Origin of the sequence: Parasedimentitalea maritima, assembly GCF_005771405.1 — a bacterium.
Classification (GTDB): Bacteria; Pseudomonadota; Alphaproteobacteria; order Rhodobacterales; family Rhodobacteraceae; genus Parasedimentitalea; species Parasedimentitalea maritima.
Genome location: NZ_VAUA01000007.1, coordinates 258,230 through 281,548 on the forward strand (window position 1 = coordinate 258,230; position 23,319 = coordinate 281,548).

At 55.0% G+C, this 23,319-nt stretch carries 21 protein-coding genes and 2 tRNA genes; 15 read left to right on the forward strand and 8 right to left on the reverse strand.

All coding sequences use genetic code 11. From position 1 onward, the window contains the following. Positions 1–5 precede the first annotated feature (5 nt). A tRNA-Arg gene (locus FEE96_RS15320) sits at positions 6–82 on the forward strand. Positions 83–272: 190 nt separating this feature from the next. After that, complete coding sequence (rpiB, locus tag FEE96_RS15325) at positions 273–713, forward strand: ribose 5-phosphate isomerase B (protein ID WP_138163992.1); 441 nt, start codon at positions 273–275, stop codon at positions 711–713. Between the two features lie 117 nt (positions 714–830). Here rpiB and FEE96_RS15330 read toward each other — a convergent pair whose 3' ends face one another. From FEE96_RS15330 to FEE96_RS15340, 3 genes are all read right to left on the reverse strand, one after another. Next, on the reverse strand, positions 831–1,316 hold the full coding sequence (locus FEE96_RS15330; protein ID WP_138163993.1) for a GNAT family N-acetyltransferase: 486 nt from the start codon (positions 1,314–1,316) through the stop codon (positions 831–833). Between the two features lie 136 nt (positions 1,317–1,452). Beyond that, the gene (locus tag FEE96_RS15335) at positions 1,453–2,313 is read right to left on the reverse strand and encodes a GNAT family N-acetyltransferase (protein WP_138163994.1); all 861 of its coding nucleotides are present in this window, start codon (positions 2,311–2,313) and stop codon (positions 1,453–1,455) included. A gap of 9 nt (positions 2,314–2,322) precedes the next feature. After that, positions 2,323–3,087, reverse strand: coding sequence for a polysaccharide deacetylase family protein (locus tag FEE96_RS15340; protein ID WP_138163995.1), 765 nt, complete (start codon positions 3,085–3,087; stop codon positions 2,323–2,325). A 184-nt stretch (positions 3,088–3,271) separates the two neighbouring features. On the opposite strand from FEE96_RS15340, the gene FEE96_RS15345 reads away from it, so the two are divergent. Next, positions 3,272–3,348, forward strand: a tRNA-Arg gene (locus tag FEE96_RS15345). Positions 3,349–3,423: 75 nt separating this feature from the next. Here the strand turns inward: FEE96_RS15345 and FEE96_RS15350 are convergent. After that, a complete protein-coding gene (locus FEE96_RS15350; protein ID WP_138163996.1) occupies positions 3,424–4,335 on the reverse strand; it encodes a LysR substrate-binding domain-containing protein in 912 nt (303 codons plus the stop codon). A gap of 136 nt (positions 4,336–4,471) precedes the next feature. Between FEE96_RS15350 and FEE96_RS15355 the strand changes: the two genes are divergently transcribed. The 6 genes from FEE96_RS15355 to FEE96_RS15380 are packed head-to-tail and all read left to right on the forward strand — an operon-like array spanning position 4,472 to position 12,059. Next, the gene (locus FEE96_RS15355; RefSeq protein WP_212744776.1) at positions 4,472–5,698 is read left to right on the forward strand and encodes a CaiB/BaiF CoA transferase family protein; all 1,227 of its coding nucleotides are present in this window, start codon (positions 4,472–4,474) and stop codon (positions 5,696–5,698) included. Between the two features lie 26 nt (positions 5,699–5,724). Beyond that, complete coding sequence (gene acdA / locus FEE96_RS15360; protein WP_138163997.1) at positions 5,725–6,906, forward strand: 3-sulfinopropanoyl-CoA desulfinase; 1,182 nt, start codon at positions 5,725–5,727, stop codon at positions 6,904–6,906. Between the two features lie 25 nt (positions 6,907–6,931). Beyond that, a complete protein-coding gene (locus FEE96_RS15365; protein ID WP_138163998.1) occupies positions 6,932–8,257 on the forward strand; it encodes a tetratricopeptide repeat protein in 1,326 nt (441 codons plus the stop codon). 24 nt (positions 8,258–8,281) lie between these two features. Then, positions 8,282–9,286, forward strand: coding sequence for a YeiH family protein (locus tag FEE96_RS15370; RefSeq protein WP_138163999.1), 1,005 nt, complete (start codon positions 8,282–8,284; stop codon positions 9,284–9,286). 32 nt (positions 9,287–9,318) lie between these two features. After that, on the forward strand, positions 9,319–10,605 hold the full coding sequence (gene gabT / locus FEE96_RS15375; protein WP_138164000.1) for a 4-aminobutyrate--2-oxoglutarate transaminase: 1,287 nt from the start codon (positions 9,319–9,321) through the stop codon (positions 10,603–10,605). Further along, a complete protein-coding gene (locus FEE96_RS15380) occupies positions 10,602–12,059 on the forward strand; it encodes an NAD-dependent succinate-semialdehyde dehydrogenase (protein WP_171021726.1) in 1,458 nt (485 codons plus the stop codon). The genes gabT and FEE96_RS15380 overlap by 4 nt, the downstream gene beginning before the upstream one ends. Positions 12,060–12,076: 17 nt before the next feature. Here FEE96_RS15380 and FEE96_RS15385 read toward each other — a convergent pair whose 3' ends face one another. The 3 genes from FEE96_RS15385 to FEE96_RS15395 are packed head-to-tail and all read right to left on the reverse strand — an operon-like array spanning position 12,077 to position 15,102. After that, positions 12,077–12,757 carry a type 1 glutamine amidotransferase gene (locus tag FEE96_RS15385; RefSeq protein ID WP_138164001.1) on the reverse strand — a complete coding sequence of 227 codons (681 nt, stop codon included), beginning with the start codon at positions 12,755–12,757 and terminating at the stop codon, positions 12,077–12,079. A 13-nt stretch (positions 12,758–12,770) separates the two neighbouring features. Next, positions 12,771–13,835, reverse strand: a complete 1,065-nt coding sequence (locus tag FEE96_RS15390) for a 2Fe-2S iron-sulfur cluster-binding protein (RefSeq protein WP_138164002.1) — start codon at positions 13,833–13,835, stop codon at positions 12,771–12,773. 25 nt (positions 13,836–13,860) lie between these two features. After that, complete coding sequence (locus FEE96_RS15395) at positions 13,861–15,102, reverse strand: cytochrome P450 (RefSeq protein WP_138164003.1); 1,242 nt, start codon at positions 15,100–15,102, stop codon at positions 13,861–13,863. A gap of 150 nt (positions 15,103–15,252) precedes the next feature. Here FEE96_RS15395 and FEE96_RS15400 point away from each other — a divergent pair, with 150 nt between their 5' ends. Continuing rightward, entirely contained in the window at positions 15,253–16,062 is an 810-nt protein-coding gene (locus FEE96_RS15400) for an alpha/beta fold hydrolase (protein WP_138164004.1), read from the forward strand. Positions 16,063–16,066: 4 nt separating this feature from the next. After that, positions 16,067–17,161, forward strand: a complete 1,095-nt coding sequence (locus FEE96_RS15405; RefSeq protein WP_138164005.1) for a Zn-dependent alcohol dehydrogenase — start codon at positions 16,067–16,069, stop codon at positions 17,159–17,161. Here FEE96_RS15405 and FEE96_RS15410 read toward each other — a convergent pair. Next, entirely contained in the window at positions 17,158–17,835 is a 678-nt protein-coding gene (locus FEE96_RS15410) for a GntR family transcriptional regulator (protein WP_138164006.1), read from the reverse strand. The two genes, FEE96_RS15405 and FEE96_RS15410, sit on opposite strands and share 4 nt — an antisense overlap. Positions 17,836–18,007: 172 nt before the next feature. Between FEE96_RS15410 and FEE96_RS15415 the strand changes: the two genes are divergently transcribed. From FEE96_RS15415 to FEE96_RS15430, 4 genes are all read left to right on the forward strand, one after another. Continuing rightward, entirely contained in the window at positions 18,008–19,303 is a 1,296-nt protein-coding gene (locus FEE96_RS15415; protein WP_212744777.1) for a glutamine synthetase family protein, read from the forward strand. 140 nt (positions 19,304–19,443) lie between these two features. After that, positions 19,444–21,345: a branched-chain amino acid ABC transporter ATP-binding protein/permease gene (locus tag FEE96_RS15420; RefSeq protein WP_138164007.1), complete on the forward strand. Its 1,902-nt coding sequence runs from the start codon at positions 19,444–19,446 to the stop codon at positions 21,343–21,345. 40 nt (positions 21,346–21,385) lie between these two features. Further along, entirely contained in the window at positions 21,386–22,546 is a 1,161-nt protein-coding gene (locus FEE96_RS15425) for an ABC transporter substrate-binding protein (RefSeq protein ID WP_171021727.1), read from the forward strand. 55 nt (positions 22,547–22,601) lie between these two features. Next, the gene (locus FEE96_RS15430; RefSeq protein WP_138164009.1) at positions 22,602–23,318 is read left to right on the forward strand and encodes an ABC transporter ATP-binding protein; all 717 of its coding nucleotides are present in this window, start codon (positions 22,602–22,604) and stop codon (positions 23,316–23,318) included. The last annotated feature ends 1 nt before the right edge of the window (position 23,319 follow it).

Sequence of the window (23,319 nt, forward strand, 5' to 3'; positions counted from 1 at the left end):
TTAGTGGACCGATAGCTCAGCTGGATAGAGTACCTGACTACGAATCAGGGGGTCGGGGGTTCGAATCCTCCTCGGTCCGCCACTTTCCAATTTCGAATGCAAATGACGGCCGGTTTTTCCGGGTTGATTTATGCCAGCCTGTATCATTCGGTGGTTAGATCTTTGCGCAGCCTATGCTACCATCCAAAAACCGGAAAATTGATACAACAAAGATCACCTGATGCAATTGGGCCAAGACGTTAAGTTGCATTGGGAAACAGGACATCTTCCCCATGACAGACAGCAAACGCATCGTCCTCTCCAGCGATCACGCCGCCATTCAGCTCCGACAGGTCGTTGCAGATCATATCGCGGCAAAAGGCTGGGACGTGGTTGATATTGGACCAACCACGCCTGAAAGCACACACTACCCCATACATGGTAAAGCAGCCGCGCAGCAGGTCGCGTCTGGTGACTGCCGGTTTGGTATCATCCTGTGTGGCACGGGTCAGGGAATCATGATGGCAGCAAATAAAGTGGAAGGCATCCGTTGCGGCGTCTGCTCTGACACCTTCTCGGCCAGCATGATCCGCCAGCATAATGATGCCAACATGCTGTCGATTGGCGTGCGCGTGGTCGGAGAAGGGCTGGCGCTCGACATCGTGGATGCATTCCTCACTGCCGAGTTTGAAGGCGGGCGGCATGCAACACGTGTGGATATGATTGAAGAGTAAGTTTTCGACAGTTCATAAGCAGAAAGGAGCAATAGGGCCCGGCAATTTGGGCGCTATTGCTTCCTGCTTCTCGAAGGATGTGGTGTTGCGTTTGCGGCAAAGTGCCTGAAAGCAGTGCTACAGAGTGTTCAGGCGGTATTTCAGAAACCGCGCGCCAGCATATTCGGTCTCTTCAACAAACTGGGCGCCCAGTCGGGTGAGGGCACCGAGATTTTTGCGGGATGGCGGCAAGAGGAATGTCACAAATGGTATTCTTGGATCTGCCTTTGCGATCTTAAGTGCCTTCTTTGAAATGCGCCCCCCCAAACCAAAGCTTTGGGGTCTTAGAACCAGACCAAAGTCCCATTCATCCGCTTCTTTCTGAAATCCACCCCAGCCGACATATGCGCCATTGCAAAGAATGGCCCAATGGCCAAGCCCATCGCGTTGCCAGCATTGTTCTTTGGCGGCAACAAAATCCGCGACGGTTTTGTGATCCCAGTCAAACGTCAGCAAGGGCATATGTTCAGCCACACGGGGATCGGACATATGTGCAATTATGTCGTCGGCAGAGACGCCAGGTAGACGCACAAAAGTGATTTCTCGTTCAGAAGTTTGGGTCATTTCAATCTTCTAGATAATAATTCCTGACCTGTAGTTCGTATAGCCCCACCTTTTGCGGTCAAGTCTTCTACCTGACCATCAGCGGACACTTCTTCGTGTAACTGGCCGCAAGGGGGGCAACATGTAGGAAAAACAGTCAGTACAGCTTCATTCCAAGCAGGACGACCTCTGAATAAAGGTGGTCGATGTCTTCTGGTGACATGCGGTTTGGGGTGTAGAACCGCGGTACTGCAAACTCCTCGGTCATGTCAGGGGTTACATCGGCAGGCAGTAGGCGGCGGTCAACCGATAGAATCGCGCGATCCTGCGGTAGCAGGCTGTCGGCAATGGCGCGGACGTTGCGGGCAAAGAGCGTGCGGTTGCCGAGGTACATGGCCTCATATGTGACGTAGTCGTCATGTTTCTGCTTGATCGATAAAATGACGACACAGGGCCCGTCAGGGGTTTCTACGATGAGTGGGGTTAGGTCGAGTCCTTCGTGATCGCGCAGCACGCGCAGGTCTTTGGCGCCGAGGGTTTCGGCGCGCGCAAGCGGTTCGCCGTGGACCGGGAGCGGCGGTGCTGTCACTGCGCGCGGATGCCAGATCAAGCGGGTGGTATCCAGTTCCACCAGACCGGCGCTTTTGACGGCGTGAACAGCACCGGGGGAGCTGGTGAAGTCGGTCACTGTAGTGTCAGCGCGGGCGGTGGCCAGGTCGATCATGCGGCGGCCAATGCCGGTGCCCCGGTATGGCTTTAGAAGGTACCATGAGGTCATATTGGCGGTAACACGTAGGCCGTGATCGGTCGGGCGCTGGGCGGTGATCAGGCCCAGAACGCCGACCAGTTTTCCATTGTCCCGTACAGTGACGGCACAGGGATCATCGGGGCGTCCCCAGCGACCATCCAATATCGCCCGCCAGCCATCCATTGACCATTTTGCGCGTGGAAACACCTGTTGCATGAACTGCGCGATCTCTTCGCGTTCTTCCGGTCTGGCATAGGTGATATCGATCATGAGGCAGGCCTATTGTTGGTCAAGAAACGAAGACAGTCGAATCCACTCGCTAGCCCCGTTGTGGGTGAGGCGCTCTAGCAGCTGGTCGGTGAAGGTCCAAACTATATCGTCCGTTTGCAGGTGGTGGGTTGAAAGCCCGGTTGGCTCAGTTTTGTCCACCAGCCCGGTACGGCGCTGCACCAGATGTTCGACCACACCTTCAAGGGTGGCTTCGGTGCCGCGGAATTTCGGCCCCTGTTTCCAGCGGATTGGATCGAAGTGAATGTTGACCTGAGTTACGCCAGCAACGGGCGAGGGGGACTTGCGGGCGTGACAGGTTGAAAGCAGCCGGTAGCCAAGATCCGGGAAATGGGCAACGGTCTTGTCAGCTATCCGGTTCCATGGAGCAGCGAAACCGGGCAGCAAGTTGGGGATCTGAGCTTGAACCAGACGTTGCCACCCGTCCTTCAGGTCACGCAATTGCAGATCGATATCACGGTGCTCGCCCACTTCGGACGCTCGGGCACCGAAGGGTTCGTTGTTCACATGTGCAAAGCCATGTTGCAGTACATAGGTATCGGTTGCATGGTTTAGGCGGTTGGCCAGCGCAGGACCGACAGATTTTGGCACAACTGCGAGGTGAATTGGTACGCTGTGTCGCTGGGCCAGTGCTAAAAGAGTATCCAGAGCAGGAGATGGGGATTCTGCGTCATCATCGCGCCACCAAAACGTCGGAGTGACCCCAGCCGCGTGCCAAATGCTGAGTTCCATTTCCAAATCGGACCAAGTAGCCATAGCTGGATTGCATTCCTTATCAATTGCATGGAGACAACCAATTGCGGAGGTCTGCGTTGTTGTGCCTGACACTTTAGGAGGAGTGCAGCAAGCCCAGCCACTCAACAGGGTTGGCCCCAAGGTGATTTTGACAAAATTTTGGGGTTGCGCCTGTCTCATGCTGCCACTAAACCCCGCAAACAGTGGACCGATAGCTCAGCTGGATAGAGTACCTGACTACGAATCAGGGGGTCGGGGGTTCGAATCCTCCTCGGTCCGCCACTTCCCCCCTTTTGTGTTGACTTCACCACCTTGAATGTTGCCGTTTTGTTAGCCCGGCGGTCTACCCTTGGGCTATCAAATTTTCGGCGCGTCGGTGATTGCGTTCTGGGCATCGGGGCCTGAACTGATGACGTTTTGAAAGGCATCAAACAGGGCGTCGGACAGTCGGCGTCGTGGATTGTTGTTGCGATCCAGCATGATCAGTTTACGCGCGAGATCCTGAGAGCCAAAATCGCGGACGGTCAGATCGGGTCGGTCCTTTGGTGCACACATTTGCTGGGGTACAACTGAAATCCCAATACCGTGTCGGACCAGCGATTCCACCGCTTCCAGTGCGCTGACCTCCATGGCTGATTCCACATGGATCTTGCGGTCGAGAATATGACGTTCGATCTGCTGGCCAGCCCAGGTCTGGCGATTAAACCAGATGAACTGGTAATTGGCGAAGAGCTCTTTTTCGGTCATGTTTTGCGCTGATTTTGGGGCCAGCAACTGCAATGGTTCCGTGCAGATGACCTGAGCCCTTAGATTGGCCAGAGGGCGATCGGGTTCTGTGACCACAGCCATATCCAAATCACGGTTGCGCACTTGTTGGGCCAGATCAGCCGAAAGCCCGGTTTTGATCTTGATATGCAATTTTGGGTGGGCGGCGCGCAGGCTGGCAATTGCGGGGGGGACCAGGTTCACAAGAGTTGAAGGGACAACCCCCATGGTGATTGACCCAATAAGCGTTTCTTCATGGGTTAACGACTTGATATCGTCAACTATTTCGAAAATTTTCTGCGCGTGTTCAACTAGTGCAATGCCACGATCTGTCAGGACAGGCGGACGTTTTTTGCGATCAACCAGAGTGATTTGCAGCTCATCTTCCAGTGTCTTGATATGCACGCTGACGGCCGAATGGCTCAGGCCCATTGCTTCGCCAGCCGCCACAAAGGTTGGGTATTGAGATACGGCGACAACTGTCCTCAAGAAACGGAGGTTCATGGCGAGTCCTTTGTTACTATTTCGAACACTATAATCGCTAATTTATCGCTTTTCTACATGTTTTCTCATCGGTATCGTTGGCCCAAGTTGAAATGGGTCCACAAAATGGGCCGCATATTTTTGGACGAGGCGCGGTGTGGTAAACAGGGTTCAATCAATCGAAAAACCTACAGGGCCGCTGGCCGGGCTGCGAATTCTGGACCTTAGCCGCATCTTGGCTGGGCCGTACTGTACGCAGCTTTTGGGTGATATGGGGGCTGATGTCATCAAGGTCGAACGCCCTGGTGCCGGTGACGATACCCGCAGTTGGGGGCCGCCTTATGTAACGGATGCGACAGGTGTCGCTAGCAGCGAAAGTGCTTATTACCTGTCGGCCAACCGCAACAAGCGGTCGATTGCAGTGGATATTGCCACCGCTGAAGGTTTGGCGATCGTGAAGGAGCTGCTTGGCACCTGTGATGTGCTGGTTGAAAACTTCAAGGTTGGCGGATTGGCGCGTTATGGGCTGTCTTACGATGACTTGCAGGCCGAGCATCCGGGGCTGGTCTATTGTTCGATCACAGGGTTTGGGCAGGCAGGCCCTAACGCGCATCGCGCCGGATATGATCTGCTGGCCCAGGGGTTTGGTGGCATCATGAGCCTGACAGGTGTTCCCGAGGGCGAGCCGATGAAAGTTGGTGTTGGGATCTGTGATGTGATGACCGGTATGTATGCAGCGACATCTATCCTGGCAGCGTTGCGGCACCGTGATGCAACCGGAGAAGGCCAGCAGATTGATCTTGCGCTGGTGGATGTGCAAACCTCTTGGCTGGTCAATGAGGGCACCAATTATCTGTTGTCAGGGGAGCTGCCGCAGCGTCGTGGTAATCAACACCCGAACATAGTTCCTTATCAGGTGTTCGAGGTCAGTGATGGCCATGTCATTGTGGCGGTGGGCAATGACGGGCAATTTGCCCGGTTCTGTACCATTCTGGGCTGTCCGGATCTGGCTGCGGACCCGCATTATGCGACCAACCCGTCGCGACTGGAAAATCGCGAGGCTCTGATTGCTCTGCTGACACCATTGCTGCGGCAGCAACAGCAAACCCCGTTGTTGACAGCAATGGAGGCGCGTGGCGTGCCGGGCGGTCCGATTAATCAACTGGATCAGGTGTTTGACAGTGATCAGGTGCGGGCACGGGACATGAAAGTGTCGATGCAGCACCCCAAATCAGGCACCGGGACCGTCGACTTGATCGGCAATCCTGCGAAGTTTTCCAAAACGCCTGTGACCTATCGCCGGGCGCCGCCGTTGTGTGGCGCAGACAGCGAAGAAATCTTGGATGAGATGGCAGAGCTGAGATCTGCCGCTGCCTCCGCCTGAGCCGTAACGAATTGAGGAAGCCTACCGTGTTTGACTTAACCGACGACCAAAAAGCGCTGCAACAAGCAGCCAAAGCCCTGTCTGACGGCCATGTTCGGGACCGTGCCGCTGATGTTGACAGCAGTGAAGACTATCCTTGGGATACCGTTGAAAAGCTGACCGAGGCCGGTTTCATGGGGATGACGATCCCCACTGAGTTTGGTGGTCGGGGATTGAGCTACTTTGACGCCGTGCTGGTGATTGAGCAGATGGCCCGCAATTGCGGTGTCACCGCGCGGATTGTGGTTGAGGCCAACATGGGCGGTGTCGGTGCGATCATGGGCTATGGCTCGGACGCACAAAAGAAACTGGCCGCATCTTATGTGCTGGCAGGTGACAAGCCGGCGATTTGCATTACCGAACCAGGCGCGGGTAGTGCTGCGACGGAAATGGCGACCACCGCGGTGAAAACGGATGGTGGTTATGTTCTGAATGGCCAGAAGCATTGGATCACCGGGGGCGGGGTCTCCAAGTTGCATCTGGTGTTTGCTCGGGTCATCGACGATGGCAAAGATCTGGGGATTGGCGGTTTTATCGCGCTTCGTGATGACACCGAGGGCCTGAAAATTGGCGCCCGTGAATATGCGATGGGGCTGCGAGGCATCCCGGAGACCGAGATCCTGTTTGAGGACATGTTTGTCCCGGACGAGCATGTGATCCAGTTGCCGCAGGGGTTTAAGCGCGGATTTGCAGCGCTGATGAGCGCCTATAATGGCCAGCGTGTTGGCGCAGCAACCGTGGCACATGGGATTGCGCAGGGCGCCTTTGAACGAGCAGTGGAGTTTGCCAAGGATCGCGAGCAGTTTGGCCGTCCAATTGCAGAATTCCAGGGGTTACAATGGATGATAGCCGACATGGAAATCGGCCTGAGTGCAGCCCAAGCCCTGATCTACAAAGCAGCCAAAAGCGGCGGCACAGGCTATCCCGACAAAAACGCGGCAGCGCAGGCCAAAGTTTTTGCAGCTGAAAATGCCGTCACCGTGACCAATACAGCGTTGCAGATTTTTGGCGCGCGCGGGTACGGCCGCAGTCTGCCAATGGAGCGCATGGTGCGTGATGCACGAATGTTCACCATCGGTGGCGGCACCGCGCAGATGCTGCGCAATCAGGTCGCAAGTGCAGTGCTGGACATGAAACTACCGCAGACCCGCAACGGCTATCGCGGCTGAGCCTACCCAAAATTTGGAGAATAAGATGATTTTGCACGATGGCTTTGGTGCGCCTGTTTCACATCATAACCAGGCTGCGATAGATGCATTTACACAGGCCGCGGTACGCCTGTTGGAATATGCACCTGCCCCAGGCACGATGATCAAGGCGGTTCTGAAAACGGACCCCGATTTCATTATGGCCCGGTGTTTCCTGGCGGGCATGTATCTGATCTCCAGCGACAAACGAAAACAGGTTCATTTGCGGGCTGAATACGATGTTCTGGTTGGATTGGCGGACAAGGCCAATGCGCGTGAATTGGGGCATATTCAGGCGATGGCCTTGTGGCTGAGCGGTGATTTCTATGCTGCGTCACAAGCCTATGCGGATATCCTTTTGCATTGTCCACGTGATCTGTGTGCTTTGCAGTTTGGTCATCAGGTCGATTTCCTTCTGGGACAGGCCAGTTCGTGTCGGGACCGGCCAACACGGGTGATGGCGCAATGGAGTGAGGCGGATCCTGAGTACTCCTTTGTGCTTGGTATGTCGGCCTTTGGTCTGGAGGAGTGCGGCCACTATCCGCAGGCAGAAGCAGCGGCGCTAAAGGCGGTATCGTTGAACCCAGCTGATACTTGGAGTGTACATGCACTGGCGCATTGCTATGAAATGCAGGGCAAGGTCGATGAAGGGCTTGGCTTTATGGAGCGTTGTGAGGCGCATTGGGGCGGCGACAGTTACATGTCGATCCACAATCGCTGGCACCAGCAGTTGTACTGGTTGGAGCAGTGTGAATTTGATCGCGCCTTGGCGGCTCATGATGAATATATGCTGGTCACCGACCGCTCTGAACTGATGGATGTGCATGATTCAGCCGCGCTGTTGTGGCGGTTGAACATGGATGGTGTCGATACGGGGGACCGTTGGGGCAATGTTGCGGATCAGTATGCCAAGGTCCTAGATCAAGCCTATATGCCGTTCACAGATCTGCATGCGATGATGGCCTTTACCGCCGCCGGCCGGGATGTAGAGGCCGACGCGCTAATTGCGGCGCTGGAGGCCAATCAAGAGGGTGGCAGTACCAGTTCAATTGTGATCCGGACCGCTGGTTTGCCGATTGTCAGAGGGCTGCAGGCCTTTGGGCGTGGTGACTATGAAAAGGCCAAAGGTTTGCTGTCGGGTGCGCGTCATTCGGCGCATCTGTTTGGCGGATCCATTGCGCAACGCGATGTCATCAATCTGACCCTGATCGAGGCTGCCTCGCGTAGTGGTGACAGGGCAATGGTTGAAGGGCTTATTGCGGAACGCAGTGTGTTGAAACACGAAACCCCCCTCACAGATTTTTTCCGCAATCGCGCTGCCGCTGCTGCGTAATCCCAATTGGGCGAAGGAAATCGGATGTTATCTAATCTGCAGTCGCGGATCCAAGAGGTGATCCCGGGGGTCGTGCTGAGTTCAACTGTGGCTATGGCAGCTATGTTTCTGGCCACGCAATACACCGCCCCAGTGATGCTGTTTGCGCTGCTTCTGGGCATGGCGTTCAATTTTGTCGACCGTGACGGAAAATTCATCGCAGGTATCAATTTTATGTCCCGCACGGTGCTGCGGGTCGGGGTGGCGCTGTTGGGCGCGCGGATCACCTTTGCCCAGATATTGGAGCTTGGGCCATATGCGGTGCTGATTGTTTTGGTCAGTTTGGTCAGTACTATTGGCATTGGTCTTCTGACGGCCCGGCTTATCGGTCGCACCCTATCCTTTGGCGTTCTGACTGGAGGCGCTGTGGGCATCTGTGGGGCTTCAGCCGCCTTGGCATTGACCTCGGTATTGCCGAAAGGCGAGGGCGGCATTGTCGAGCGGGATACTGTTTTTACGGTGGTGGCAGTGACGGTGTTTAGCACCGTTGCCATGATAACCTATCCCATGTTCACCCAGCTTGCTGGTATGTCCGATCAGGTCGCAGGCATCTTTTTGGGGGCAACGATCCATGACGTGGCTCAGGTGGTGGGCGCTGGCTATACGGTGTCAGAGCAGACAGGCGACATTGCAACGGTGATCAAACTGCTGCGGGTTGCGATGTTGGTGCCGGTGATCGGTCTTGTCGTGCTGTTTGGCCTGCGTGCATGCAAAGGTGCGCCGCGTGGATCGGTTCCTGTGCCCTGGTTCCTGTTTGGCTTTGTCGCGCTGGCGACCCTGAATTCGTTGGGTGTCATTCCGGTCGCTACAGCCTTGGTGTTTTCGGATGCCTCTAAATGGGCTTTGGTTGGTGCGATTGCGGCCCTGGGGATGAAAACCCTGCTGGGTGAGATCGTCACCGTTGGACCGCGCGCACTGGCCATCGTCTTGATTGAAACGCTGTGGATCGCCGGTTTTGTCTGGCTGCTTACCCGCGCTTTACCGCTTTGAATTTGCAACGTCCTGATATCCGGAGACCAAACATGCCTGATACCAATAGCAACCTGACGGCCCGCCGGGCCAATGCCATTCCCCGTGGCGTTGGCTTGATGAACCCGGTTTTTGCTGCACGCGCCGAAAACGCCGAAGTTTGGGACGTCGAAGGTCGCCGCTATATCGATTTTGCGGCTGGAATTGCGGTGGTCAATACCGGCCACCGGCACCCAAAAGTAGTGCAGGCGATTACGGCGCAGTTGGAGGGTTTTACCCATACCTGCCACCATGTCTTGCCTTACACCTCCTACGTGACGCTGGCAGAGCGGTTGAACCTGTTGGTTCCTGGCGATTTTGCCAAGAAAACCTGTTTTGTGACCACAGGTGCTGAAGCTGTGGAAAACGCGGTCAAAATCGCCCGCGCCCGTACTGGACGTGACGCGGTGATTGCTTTTGGTGGTGGGTTTCACGGTCGCACCTATATGGGCATGTCGCTGACAGGCAAAGTGGCACCCTATCGTGCGGGATTTGGCAGCATGATGGGCGACACCTATCATGTGCCCTTTCCAACCGCGCAAAACGGGATTTCGGCTGAGGCCGCACTTGCGGCGGTGCGCAGCGTGTTTCAAACGGATCTCGACCCATCGCGAGCGGCTGCAATCATCATTGAGCCGGTGCAGGGCGAGGGCGGTTTCAACATCGCGCCAAAGGCGTTGATGACAGGGTTGCGAGAGCTCTGCGATGAATATGGGATCTTGTTGATCGCTGATGAAATTCAAACTGGATTTGGTCGCACTGGCCAGATGTTTGCGATGGAGCACTTTGGCGTTGCGGCTGATTTGACATGTATGGCCAAGGGGCTGGCCGGGGGGATGCCGCTGGCCGCTGTCACGGGGCGTGCCGAGGTTATGGATGCACCTACTCCGGGAGGTTTGGGCGGGACATACGGCGGCAATCCATTGGCGATTGCATCAGCACTTGCAGTGCTGGATGTGCTGGATGAAGAACAATTGTGCCAGCGCGCTAGCAAGTTGGGGGCTGATTTGATGGCGTTTTTGCGGGACCTTCAATCCGATGTGCCTGAACTTGGCGATGTGCGTGGGCTTGGGTTTATGGTGGCGGCTGAGTTTGTAACGGCTGAGGGCACGCCAAACCCTGAGATGGCGCAACGGGTCAAAGCCAGGGCAATGGCCCGTGGGCTGATCCTGTTGACTTGTGGCGTTGGCGGCAATGTCATCCGTTTTCTGGCACCGCTGACAATTCCTGATGTGGTCTTTGCCGAAGCGCTGGGCATTCTGAGTGACGTGATCCATGCAGCGCGGGAGGCGGGAGAATGATCCACTTGCAAGACAAAGCGTTGTTTCGCCAGCAGGCATTCCTAAATGGCGACTGGGTTGAGGCCTCTGATGGGGCGGTGATTGCGGTTCATGATCCGGCCACCGGCGAAGAAATTGGAACGGTTCCTGATTTGGGTGTAGCAGAGACCAAAGCGGCGATTGCGGCGGCTGAAATTGCGCAAAAAGATTGGGCAGCCCGAACCGCCGGAGAACGGGCAGCCGTGTTGCGGCACTGGTACGACCTGATGATGGCGCACCGTGAAGATCTGGCTCTGATCCTGACCAGAGAAATGGGTAAACCGCTGGCAGAGGCATTGGGGGAAGTGACCTATGGCGCTGGGTTTATCCAGTGGTTTGCCGAAGAAGCACGGCGGGTTTACGGGGAAACCATCCCCGGCCATCAACCGGACAAACGGCTTATGGTGATTAAGCAGCCAGTGGGTGTTGTGGCGGCGATTACGCCGTGGAACTTTCCCAATGCGATGATCACCCGCAAGGTTGCGCCTGCGCTGGCGGCGGGCTGTGCGGTGGTTCTAAAACCTGCCTCCGAAACCCCGTTCTCGGCTCTGGCGATGGCAGAACTGGCGGTGCGGGCCGGTTTGCCCAAGGGGCTGTTGAACATAGTCACCGGGTGCGATGCCGCAGCCATTGGGGGTGAGATGTGTGCCAATCCGATAGTGCGCAAACTGACTTTTACCGGTTCAACCGGCGTTGGCAAAATCCTGATGCGGCAATGTGCCGATACGGTCAAAAAGCTCAGCCTTGAGCTTGGCGGCAATGCGCCGTTTATTGTGTTTGATGATGCCAATCTGAACGCGGCAGTCGAGGGCGCAATGATCGCCAAGTTCCGCAACAACGGACAAACCTGTGTCTGCGCCAACCGGATCTATGTGCAAGATGGTGTCTATGATGCCTTTGCTGAAAAGCTGACACAGGCCGTTGCCGACATCAAAGTTGGTAATGGGGTGCAGGATGGGGTGACTACCGGTCCCTTGATTGATGCCCGTGCGGTGGTCAAGGTAAGCGCCCATATATCAGACGCCACCAGCAAAGGTGCGCGGGTGCTGACGGGGGGCGCTCGACATGAGCTGGGGGGAAGCTTTTTCCAGCCCACGGTACTGGGAGATGTGACGCGTGACATGGCAATTGCCTGCGAAGAAACCTTTGGCCCGATTGCGCCGCTGTTTCGCTTTGACACAGTTGAAGACGTGATTGCGCAGGCCAATGACACCGAATTTGGTCTTGCCTCATATTTCTATGCGCGTGACTTGCCACGGGTCTGGCAGGTGGCAGAAGCGCTGGAATACGGCATGGTTGGTGTAAACACTGGGTTGATTTCAACAGAAGTCGCCCCCTTTGGTGGTATCAAACAATCCGGCCTTGGCCGTGAAGGTGCGCGTCAGGGGCTCGAGGATTATCTTGAAACGAAATACATCTGTTTAGGTGGTATTTAGGGCGATCTCAGGACGCGTTAAATGCTGCGCGTCCTGAAAAACCCAGCGATCTGATTAGCCAATATAGCGGTGCTGAGCGGTTGGTCATAGGCAAGCTTGGCGGCTTCGATCAATTCTGGGGGGAGGACGTCGCGGCGATAGTCTGCCAGATCGCGACCAAATTCTGCGCTGAACTCAGGATGTGCCTGTACCGTAAAAGCGCGGTTTTCATAGGTGATAAAGGCGTTTTTGCAAAAGGGTGACCCACCGGCTGCCCGTGCGCCTTGTGGCAGTTTGGTAACCTGATCCTGATGCCAGGCGACAACACCCAGATCTGTGCCATCCGCCATCTGGTAAGATTGATTGCCGATCGACCACCCCTGATCAAAGCGTTCAACTGTGCCACCTAGGGCCAAGGCCAGAATCTGGTGACCAAAGCAAATGCCGACAATTGGGCGGTCTGCTGCATAGGTCTCGCGTAGGAAATTCACCAACTCAGAAATCCATGGCAGATCTTCGTAAGCTGAGTGTTTGGAGCCTGTGATCAGCCAACCGTCAGCGGCATCCGGGCTGGGAGGGAAGATACCATCGACCACATTCCAAGTCTGAAACTCAAACTCTTTTCCCGCCAGTAACTTGTGGAACATGGCGTCAAAATCACCGTGCTTGTCGATCAAGGACTCGGCTGTGTGGCCTGTCTGCAAAATACCAATTTTCATTATTTAGTCCTGATTAGATGTCCAGAGTCACGTCGCCCTTGGGCACCGCACAGCACAAAAGGGCAAACCCAGTAGCTGGGCGTTCCATCGGCTCTTCGGGGTATTCGACTTCGCCTGATGTTACTCTTGTTTTGCAGGTGTCGCAGGTACCAGCCCGGCAGCTGTAATCTGCCATCACACCATGCTCTTCGGCCAGCTCCAGCAAGTTGGGAATATCCGGATCCCAAGCCACCTGCATCCCGGATTGAGCAAATGTGATCTGTGGCATGTTGGCGGCCTGCGGTGTGGGGGCTGATTTAGGTCGTGTTGATTTTAGCAGCGTGGCTGGGCCGAAAAACTCATAGTGGATAAGGTCTTCGTCGACATCCAACGACAAAAGCAGCGCGTACATCGCTTTCATAAAAGCGCCGGGACCGCAGAGATAATATTCAGCGGGGGTCTTTGGCATCAACTGCTGCAACAGGGCGCGGGTGACAAAACCACTGCTATCATAACCGCCGTCCTGCGGCCGTGGGTTGGCATAGCAGATATGGCTGGCCAGCTTGTCAAAACTGGATTGTAAATCACGTACTTCCTGTCCAAGCGCATGGACGCCACCATGTTCGCAAGCGTGAATAAACACCGTTTCGCGGCTGCCCTGCGCTGCAAGTGCCTGCAACATGGCCAGCAATGGGGTCTGACCGACGCCACCGCTGAGCAAAACCACCGGCCGATCCGAGGTCTGGTTCAAGGCAAACTTGCCAGCGGGACCATAGGCGGTGACGGTGTCACCTTCGCTGAGCTTGTCATGAAAATAGCTGGATGCAATTCCGGGTGGTACATCTTTGCCATTGGGTGCGGTTTCATGTTTGATCGTAACGCGCAATCCATCGATGCTGCGCTGCGAGATACTGTATTCTCGCTTCACCGGAGCACCCTGTTCATCGGGTACGGTGAAGACCAGATAGTCCCCAGGGACAAAATCGGGGCAGGCGCCAGTTGATGGGTTTAGATAGAACGACACTATGTTGTCGGACTCGGTCTGTTTGCGGGTGATGGTATAGTCCCGGGTTTGTGGGATCGCGCGGTTGGGCTGCATCTGCGCCTCCTGTAATTGGGTGAAATTAGTCGAGGCGGACGATCAGTTTTTCGATGCCATTCACAAAGTTGGAGTGGACGTATTCGGGTGGCTCGGCCAAGGAGACCTTCATGTCGCGTGTCAGGATTTCCTCAAGCAGGATACGTAATTCAATGCGCGCCAAACCTGCACCTAGGCAGGTGTGGACGCCGCCACCGCCATAGCCGATGTGGGGCATTTTGGGACGGTTAACATCATAGTCGAGCGGTGCGTCGAACCGGGCTTCGTCGAAATTTCCGCTGGCGTACCACATCACAACTTTTTCGCCCTTTTTAACCGGGGTTCCCGATAGCACGGTGTCGCAGGTTGCGGTGCGGCGAAAGTAGAGGATAGGCGATGCCACCCGGACGATCTCTTCCACGGCCCCATCGATCAGATCCGGGTTGTCCTTGAGATTGGCAAAAATATCGGGATTGTCCACCATCTGTATCACCAGATTGGACATTGCTGACCGGGTGGTTTCATTGCCGGCGAAAATCAGCAGGCGAAAGAAGTTCGTGAATTCTGCTTCGGTCAGTTTTTCACCATCGACTTCGGCGTTGATCAGTTTGGTGACAAGATCATCCTGCGGTTCAGCCCGGCGTCTGTTGCCAAGATCGCGGGCGTAGTTGTCCAGTGCAAAGGCTGCGGGACTTTCAAATGGCAGGAACCGAAGCGGAGTGGTGTTGCCGTAGGCATTGGGATCAAGCGGTTTGTTCGCGGTGCCAGCAACCAGATGATCCGTCAATTCAATCATGTAGTTACGGTCTTCTTCCGGCACACCCAGCATGTCACAGATGATGCTGATCGGAATTGGCTTGGCAATTTTTTCGACCCAGTCCCCGCCGCCCTCAACCACCAGATCATCCAGCAGTGCCGAAGCGCGTTGGCGAACAATGGGTTCAAAAAGCCGGAGGTTTTTGGGGATAAAGCCAGGGTTGACCAAGCGCCGTAACCGGCTGTGGTTGGGCGGGTCCATGTCAATCATCGAGGCGCGTGCCTCCAGGCAGTCGTCGGGCACTGTATAGATCTGGATGTGGCCAGTGGCTGAACTAAAAGTCTCGGGGTGGCGAGAGACTTCAACGATATCTTCAAATCGGGTCACCGCCCAAAATCCATCTTCACCTTGTAACGGGTTCCAGCTCAGCCCGGGTTGTTTGCGGATTTCTGCAAACACCTGATGGGGAATGCCTGCATCGTAAAGCGCCGGGTCCGATAGGTCGGTTTGGGTGAGGCTGCGATCTGACAATGGACAATTTCCTTTCCGGCATGATTGTTAATTCGTGAATACTGGATTCATTGTATTCTGTATACAAAAATCTTGTGAACTTGATTTTGCTATGTCAGTACTGGCGGTGACAAAAGGTGACTTTTGGATGTGGAAAAGGAGCGTGGTGTGATGCAAGGTTATATAATTGTTGAAGAAAAGAGACCGATCTGCTGGCAAGAGGTCGGAGCCGGTGCCCCGATCATCTTTCTGCATGCTATGGCAGGGTCGCGGACGGCTTGGGCGCCTCAGTTTGAGTATTTTGCGCCGCACTATCGTTGTATCGCCTGGGATATGCCCGGTTTTGGACTGTCCGCAGCCTTGCCTGATGGTGCGCAGATGGCTGAGGTTACAAACAGCCTGAAAGGCTTTGTCACTCAGACGTTGGGGCTAACCTCGGCGCATTTTGTTGGCCTGTCAGTTGGCGGAATGATCTTACAGCACTTCGCAGCAGAAGAGCCGGAACTGGTCCGATCTCTGACGATTATGGACAGCTCGCCAAAGTTTGGACTGGGTGGCGATATGAGCCCTGAGGATTTTATGCAGCCAATCTTGTCAGACTTAGCGGATGGTACTTCGGTGCGGGCGTTTTCGGATGCCATGATCAAAGCGATAACCGGGCCGAGCTGCCGCCCTCAGATTATTGATGCAGCGATCGGCGCAATGGCGCGGGCACAGTTGGCTGGGCTGGTACTGACCACTCGGTTGATAGGCAACCATGATGCGATGAGTGTTTTGGGCCATATCAAAGCGCCGACATTGGTAATGGTGGGCGCTGATGATGCGGATACGCCAGTCAGCTATGCCGAGGAGATTGCTCAGACCATCAAAGGTGCTCAGCTAGAGATCATTCCAGACGCCGGTCATCTTTCGAATCTAGAAAACCCCGAGGTCGTGAATGCGGTGCTCGCGGGTTTTCTTGCCGCGCAAGCGGGGGAGTGAGTTGATGAAGGCTGCTATATTTCACACTGCGGGTGCGCCGCTAGAGATTGAGACCATCACCCTTGGAAATCCGGGCCACAATGAAGTGCTGGTTGAAGTTGCTGCCACTGGATTGTGCCACACGGATTTGCATTTCATGCAGGGCCATCTTCCGCTACAGGCCCCCGCTATTTTGGGCCATGAAACTGCGGGTATCGTGCGTGCTGTTGGAGCAGGGGTCAGCTATATGAAGCCCGGCGATCATGTTATCGGCTGTTTGTCGGCGTTTTGTGGTTGTTGCCACATGTGCCTGTCGGGAAACCCGTCGATCTGTGAAGATCAACCTGCAATTAACCGCAGCGAAGAAGAGCCGCCTCGTTTGCAGCAAAAGGACACCAAGGTTCAGCAGTTCATGAACCTGTCTGCCTTTGCTGATCATATGTTGGTGCATGAACATGCATTGGCAAAGATTGATCCGGCGATGCCCTTGGACAAGGCAGCGCTGATTGGCTGTGGCGTGACTACGGGTGTTGGCGCGGTGATGCGAACCGCACAGGTCGAAGTGGGGAGTTCAGTGGTGGTGATCGGCTGCGGTGCGGTTGGGTTGAATGCCATTCAGGGCGCCAGGCTGGCTGGAGCGTTGAACATCATAGCGGTTGATATCAATGTTGGCCGCCTGGACATGGCTCGCAACTTTGGTGCTACGCATGTGATCAACTCGTCTTTGGATGACGCGGTTGATCAGGTGATGCAGATCACCGCTGGCAAAGGGGTGGAATACGCATTCGAAGCGGTTGGTCATCCGGATCTCGCACGCAATGGCTTTATGATGTTGCGAAAAAATGGACTGTTGGTGCTGATTGGTCTGATGTCTGCTGACACCGAGGTTTCTTTGCCATTTCACCAGTTCATTGCGCAGCGAAAGGTCATGGGCTGTGACATGGGGTCAAACCGGTTTCGGAGCGATATGCAGGTGATGGTTCAATTCTATCTCGATGGTAGGCTGAATCTGGATGATATGCTGACAGGGCGGTTGCCCCTTTCGCAAATCAACGATGGCTTTGCGGCCATGCAGCGCGGTGAGGGGCTGCGCACGATTATTGATTTTTCAATGAGCTAGGAGGCGGACGGCGCGTCCTTCATGCAGGCCAGCTGAAGATCTAGGCCGGTATGAATATGGGCGCGCATCGCTGCCTCTGACTCGGCGGGGGTACCATTGCGCAAAACATCACATAGCGCGTGGTGTTCCCCGAGTGATAATTGCAGATCCGCGCTGGGGATCAGCGAGAACATATGCAGTGAAAAGCCACGGTTCCACATCTGGTCGAACATATCGAGCAAGTAGCGGTTTTGGGTGCGCTCAACAAATGCGCGGTGGATTTTCCGGTTGGCGTCATATAATTCGGCTGCCGTCTCTAGGTCGCGGCCTTCTTCAAAACTGATGATCGCGTCAATCTGCTGGAAAGTTCGGGTGTTGGCGGCCTCGCTCAGCAGCCGGGCTGAGTACCCTTCGATGGCAGCGCGGGTCTCATAGATGAAGCGCACTTCCTCATGGCTGACTTTGCGGATGTAAAATCCACCCCGACCAGCAATTTCAAGGATACCTTCTTGTTCAAGCCGCAAAAGCGCCTCGCGGACCGGCGTGCGGCTAATGTCGAGTTCGGCCGCTAGCTTTTCCTGTACGATCTTTCGATCCGGATCAATTTCCCCATTGGCGATGGCTTCTAGAATTTGAGCATAGGCCTCATCGGCGAGCCGAATCCGGGGGGTTTTGATCTTTTTGAAAGTAGTCATGAAAACACCTGTACAAGCGCGAATACTGTATTCTTTCTATCAACTTCGACGCCGTTCACAAGTGATATTGATGTTTTCGTGTTGTTACATTGAAAAAATAACAATTTGAAAATTACTGAACACTGTATACAAAAGATATATATACGCCGCTACATTTACCTGGGAGAGCCACGTGATCAAAGAAATTTACCCATTGCCCGAAGGCACCCATACCGTTGTACTTGGTGTTGGGGATGTGAACGGGTACATGCGTGGCAAGCGTATTCCAGCCACCCAGTGGGAGCGAACCTGTAAAGATGGCAATGCCATCATTGCCGCGATGTTTGCGTTGGATATGACCAGTGACGTTTGGGATACGCCTTATTGCAGCTTCGACAATGGCTATGTCGATATGCACATGTTCCCACTAAGCGCCCCTGTTGCCTGCCCATTCGAACCAGGTGTTGCAATCACTCTGGCCTATGCTGAGGGCATGGATCACCAGCCGGTGCCAATCGATCCGCGTGGCGCGTTGCTAAAGCAGGTCGAGCGCGCAGCTGCACTGGGGTATCAGGTGCAGGTCGGTACAGAATTGGAGTTCTACCTTTTGGATCCGGAAACCGGGCTGCCCACAATTCAGGGCAATCAGGTCTATGGCATCAATAGAATGGCAGAACTGGAGCATGTGCTGGGGCCGATCCGCGAGGATTTGACCGCGATGGGCATTCCGATTGAGCAATCGAATCCCGAATATGCGGCGGGGCAGGTCGAGGTGAACATTCGCTATGACGAAGCCGTTCTGGCCGCCGACCGTATCATTCTGTTCCGCGCCATGGTGAAGCAGGTCGCCGCAAAACATGGCTATCTTGCTACCTTTATGGCCAAGCCATTCATCGCTGAATCGGGAAGCGGTTTCCATACTCATTACTCCCTGTGGAAAGACGGCAAAAACGCCTTTGCCCATGATGGCAAGATCAACCAAACGGGTTTGGCGTTTGTCGCGGGATTGCAAAACCGTATGGTCGAGATGTCCCTGGCGGGGTCGACCACCCCCAACGCCTATAAGCGGCGCCAGCCTTATACATTCTGCCCGGTGAACAACAGCTGGGGGTATGACAACCGGACGGTTGGGTTAAGGGTGATCGAAGGCGGAGATTCTGCGGTGAGGGTCGAGAAACGCGATGCCTCGGCAGATGTGAACCCCTATTACCTGTTGGCCTGTGATATCGCGGCCGGGTTGGAAGGCATCGAAAACGGCAGTGAGCCCGGTCCTGTGACCAAGGGCGATGCTTATGCTGATAATCCTGCGGATATGTTGCCACTTACCCTTGATGAAGCTGTGGCGCAGGCCAAAAACTCCACTTTCATGTCAGAGGTCTACGGGCAGGACCGATTGGATATCGCCGTCAAGCAATCGGAACGTGAAATTGAGTTTGTTCGGCAACAGGTTACGGCAGTGGAGACGGAGCGATACCTGCGAAACCTGTAGAAACGGTTGCTGGCTACCGGTTTTCAACGACAGCAAACCGACGTGATTTAGTGTTACGTTTTATGGATGTAATTGAAGAATAATATCGCTTTTGTTGAATTATACGTGAATGTAGCGTGTGAGAAGACGAGGAGGGGCGCATGTCGCAAGTGGATCTGAATATGGCTTCGAGTGAGATCGCCGCAACGCATAAGGCGCGTTTGGACACGCGCGGGCGGCAATCCTTTTGGTCCGTTGTGATCATCGCCCCGGCTCTAAGCGCAGTCCTGTTGTTCTTTGCTGGTTTTGGGCTTGCCAATGACAGCTTGCTGAAACTGGCCACGATCAACGTGATTGCCGGGCTTGGGGTTGGGTTGTTCTGTGGCGGCACCGGGATCCTGTCTCTGGCCCATATTTCGTTCTTTGGAATCGGGGCCTATGTTGCATCCTGGTTCACCATTCCACCGGCTATCAAAGGCTTTCTGTTGCCTTCGATGCCGTTTGCCATTCAGCAGGCCGACTGGCCGTTGTGGCTGGCGCTGGTACCGGCTGTCGCGGCTGCGGTTCTGGTTGGATTGCTGACCGGAGTGGTGATGCGGCGGCTTCGCGATACTGCTGCGGTCATTGCCAGTTTTGGGTTTTTGATCATCTCCTATCTTCTTTTTATCGGGCTAAAGCCGCTGACCAATGGAAAGCAGTCGCTGTACAGCATTCCCAGAGACGCCCTTGGTTGGCCGTTGATCCTGGTTGCGTTGGTTGTGGCGCTGATTGTGGCCTATGCGGCCAAGGCGAGCATTGCCGGACGCAACGCCGAGGCCACCCGCGAAGATGAACAAGCCGCGCGTTCGATTGGTATCGTTTCAGACAACTCCATCCTGTTCTTATGGGTTGTCAGCGCCGCAATCATGGGGCTGGCCGGGGCCTTGTTTGTGCATGTCGTTGGAGTTGCGGCGCCGTCCGCCTTTTATCTGGATAAGACATTTGCCCTGATTGTTATGGTCATAATTGGTGGATACCGCTCGCTCACCGGGGCTGTTGTTGGTGCGGTCATTGTGACTTTCGCTGAGGAGGTTTTTAAGAAGACTGAAGAGTTTTTGGGCGGTTTCGCCGGTCAGGAGCTTATTGGCGGTATCATTATGCCACAGGTTTTTGGCTTAACCGCGCTGGCTTTTTCGGTGATGATCCTGCTGGTTCTATACTACCGGCCTGATGGTATCGCTGGCTATAAGGAAGTAGCGACACTGCCTTGGGTCCAGCGACGCTTGGATGGGTGGTTTGGCACGGCAAATTCCAACATCGCCCCTGCGCATTACCGAGTTTCGGAGACGGCCCGGCTTAAAACCGTAGATCTGCACAAAAGCTATGGTGGGTTTGTCGCCATGAGCGGCACCAACCTGGAAGTGAAGGCTGGACAGATTGTTGGACTGATTGGCCCTAATGGCGCCGGCAAAAGTACGTTCATCAATGTGATCACCGGTAACTTGTTTGCCACCAGCGGCTCGATCTCTCTGAATGATCAGGATGCGACGCTGTGGAGTGCTAACAAACTGGCGAAATCCGGCATGGGCCGCACATTTCAGAATATCCGGGTATTTGGCTCGTTGACCGTGCTGGAAAATGTCCTGACAGCGGTGAATGTCGCTCGGCCCGAGCTGGGTTCGGTTGTGGCAGAGGATAAGGCTCGTGCCTGGTTGCATGCCCTGAATCTGGATGCTGTGGCGCAAACATCGGCCGAGGCGCTGGCCTATGGGGATCAACGGCGATTAGAGATTGCCCGGGCTTTGGCTCTAGAGCCTGATTTCCTACTGCTTGATGAACCTGTCGCCGGGATGAACCATCAGGAAACCGAGGCATTGACTGCGCTGTTGCGGCAAGTAGTGGCCGATATCGGCTGTGGCATTCTGTTGGTCGAGCACGATCTGCCGATGGTGATGGCGCTGTGTGACCACATCTATGTCGTCAACAAAGGCGAACAGATTGCCGACGGAACACCGGCCGAAATACGCGCCGATCCAGTCGTGATCGAAGCCTACATCGGCCAAGAATTGGATGATCCTCACTAACAATAAAAACCAAGCAAGACATGCAATAAGGGAGAAGAGAATGTTCAGAAAAGCCATAGTGTCAGGGGCGCTGGTCGCCTCGCTAGCACTGCCAGCCATCGCCGAGGAATTTGTGATTGGGGCGGTGAACGCAAAAACCGGGTTCATGGCGTCTTATGACGCACCTTTCATGCAAGGCGTGTCGATGTTTGTTGCCGAGGCAAACGAACGCGGTGGTCTGGCTGGGCAATATCCCATTCGTTTGATCGAGCGCGATGACCGGTCGGACATTCAGCAATCCACCATCTCCACCTCGGAAATTCTGGCAGATGAAAAGCTGGATCTGTTCATCACCTCGGCGTTGGTTCCTTATGCTGTTTCCGCCGGAATGCAGGCCCTGTCGCAAGGCATGATGACGGCACACGGCATTGCATCGCAGCCAACCATCCCGGCGCGTCTGGGTGAGGGCAGCTTTCTGGTGATGATGTCGGATGCCCATATGGGCGCGGTGAACGCCAAATATGCCCTGGACGATCTGAGTGCAAAAACGGCCTATATCATCAGCTCCGACTTTGACCCGTTTACAGAATTCACGCCACTCTACTTCAAAGAAGTGTTTGAAGCGGGTGGAGGTAAGATTGTCGGCCATTCCGAATTTGCCTATGACCAGCAGGAGTTCTCTTCGATGGTGGCGGCGATTAAAGCCCTGCCAGAGCAGCCGGATGTCATAATGGGGATGACATTTGACAATGACTTCCCGATCTTCATCAACCAGCTGCGTGCTGCCGGGATCACCTCAACTTATCTGGGCACAGATGTTCTGGATCAGCCTGCCGTACGTGGCTTGGGTGAGGTCGTTGAAGGCGTGCATTACCTAACCATGGCAGCACCAAACGCCAGCGACGATGCTGCCTCTTTTGTTGATCGCTTCAAAGTGGCCTACGGTGGCGATGATAGCTTCTACCCGGCGATGGTTGGATATTCCTTCATGCGTCTGGTTGAGCAGGCCTCGATCAATGCGGGTAGCGGTGATGCCAAAGCCATTCGGGCTGCGTTTGCGGACTTAGAGGACGTAACGACCGAGATCGGCAGCGTAACGCTGAAAGGATACGGCGCCCTGCCGAACCTGCCAGTGCACATCATGCGGATCGAAGGTGGCGAAGGGGTTTATGTAAAATCCACTCTGCTGACCTCAGATGAGATCCCTGACTCCCGTATCTAAAGACAACCCTGTCCGCAGCGGCAAAGGTCGCTGCGGCTCGCTTTTGAGGTAAAATATGACCACCCCATTGCTTGAGGTTTCAAACCTGAATGTGTCCTACGGCCCAATTGCTGCGGTGCGCGGAATATCCTTTTGTGTGAACGCCGGTGAATTGGTTACGATCATTGGGGCCAATGGCGCTGGGAAGACGTCAACGCTAAACGCCATCACTGGCCTTGCGCCGGTGGCCTCCGGGACGATTTCCTTTGACGGCACTGATTTGCTGTCACTGCCCGTTGAACGCAAGGCACGGTTAGGTATTGGGGTGTCACCAGAAGGGCGCCGGGTATTTGGTGATCTGACGGTCCGCGAAAACCTGATCGCCGGTGGCATCAGCCTACCTGTGCGACAAGCAGAGGCCCGGATTGATACGCTGGTAGAGCGGTTCCCCATTCTCAAAGAGCGAATAGACCAAGAGTCAGGAACGCTGTCTGGCGGCGAGCAGCAGATGTTGGCCATTGCACGTGGGTTGATGACGTCACCCCGTTTTTTGATCCTTGATGAGCCCTCATTGGGGCTGGCGCCCAAAATTGTGTCGCAGGTGTTTGAGTTGGTGCAGCAACTGAATCAGGAAGGGGTGTCCATCCTATTGGTCGAACAGAACGTGCGCAAAAGTCTGGCCATTGCCCATCGCGCCTATGTGATGGAACTGGGCCAAATTGTCAGAGATGGGGATGCCAGCAGTCTGGCCGCGGACCCTACCATTCATCAAGCCTATCTGGGAGCCGCCTAAT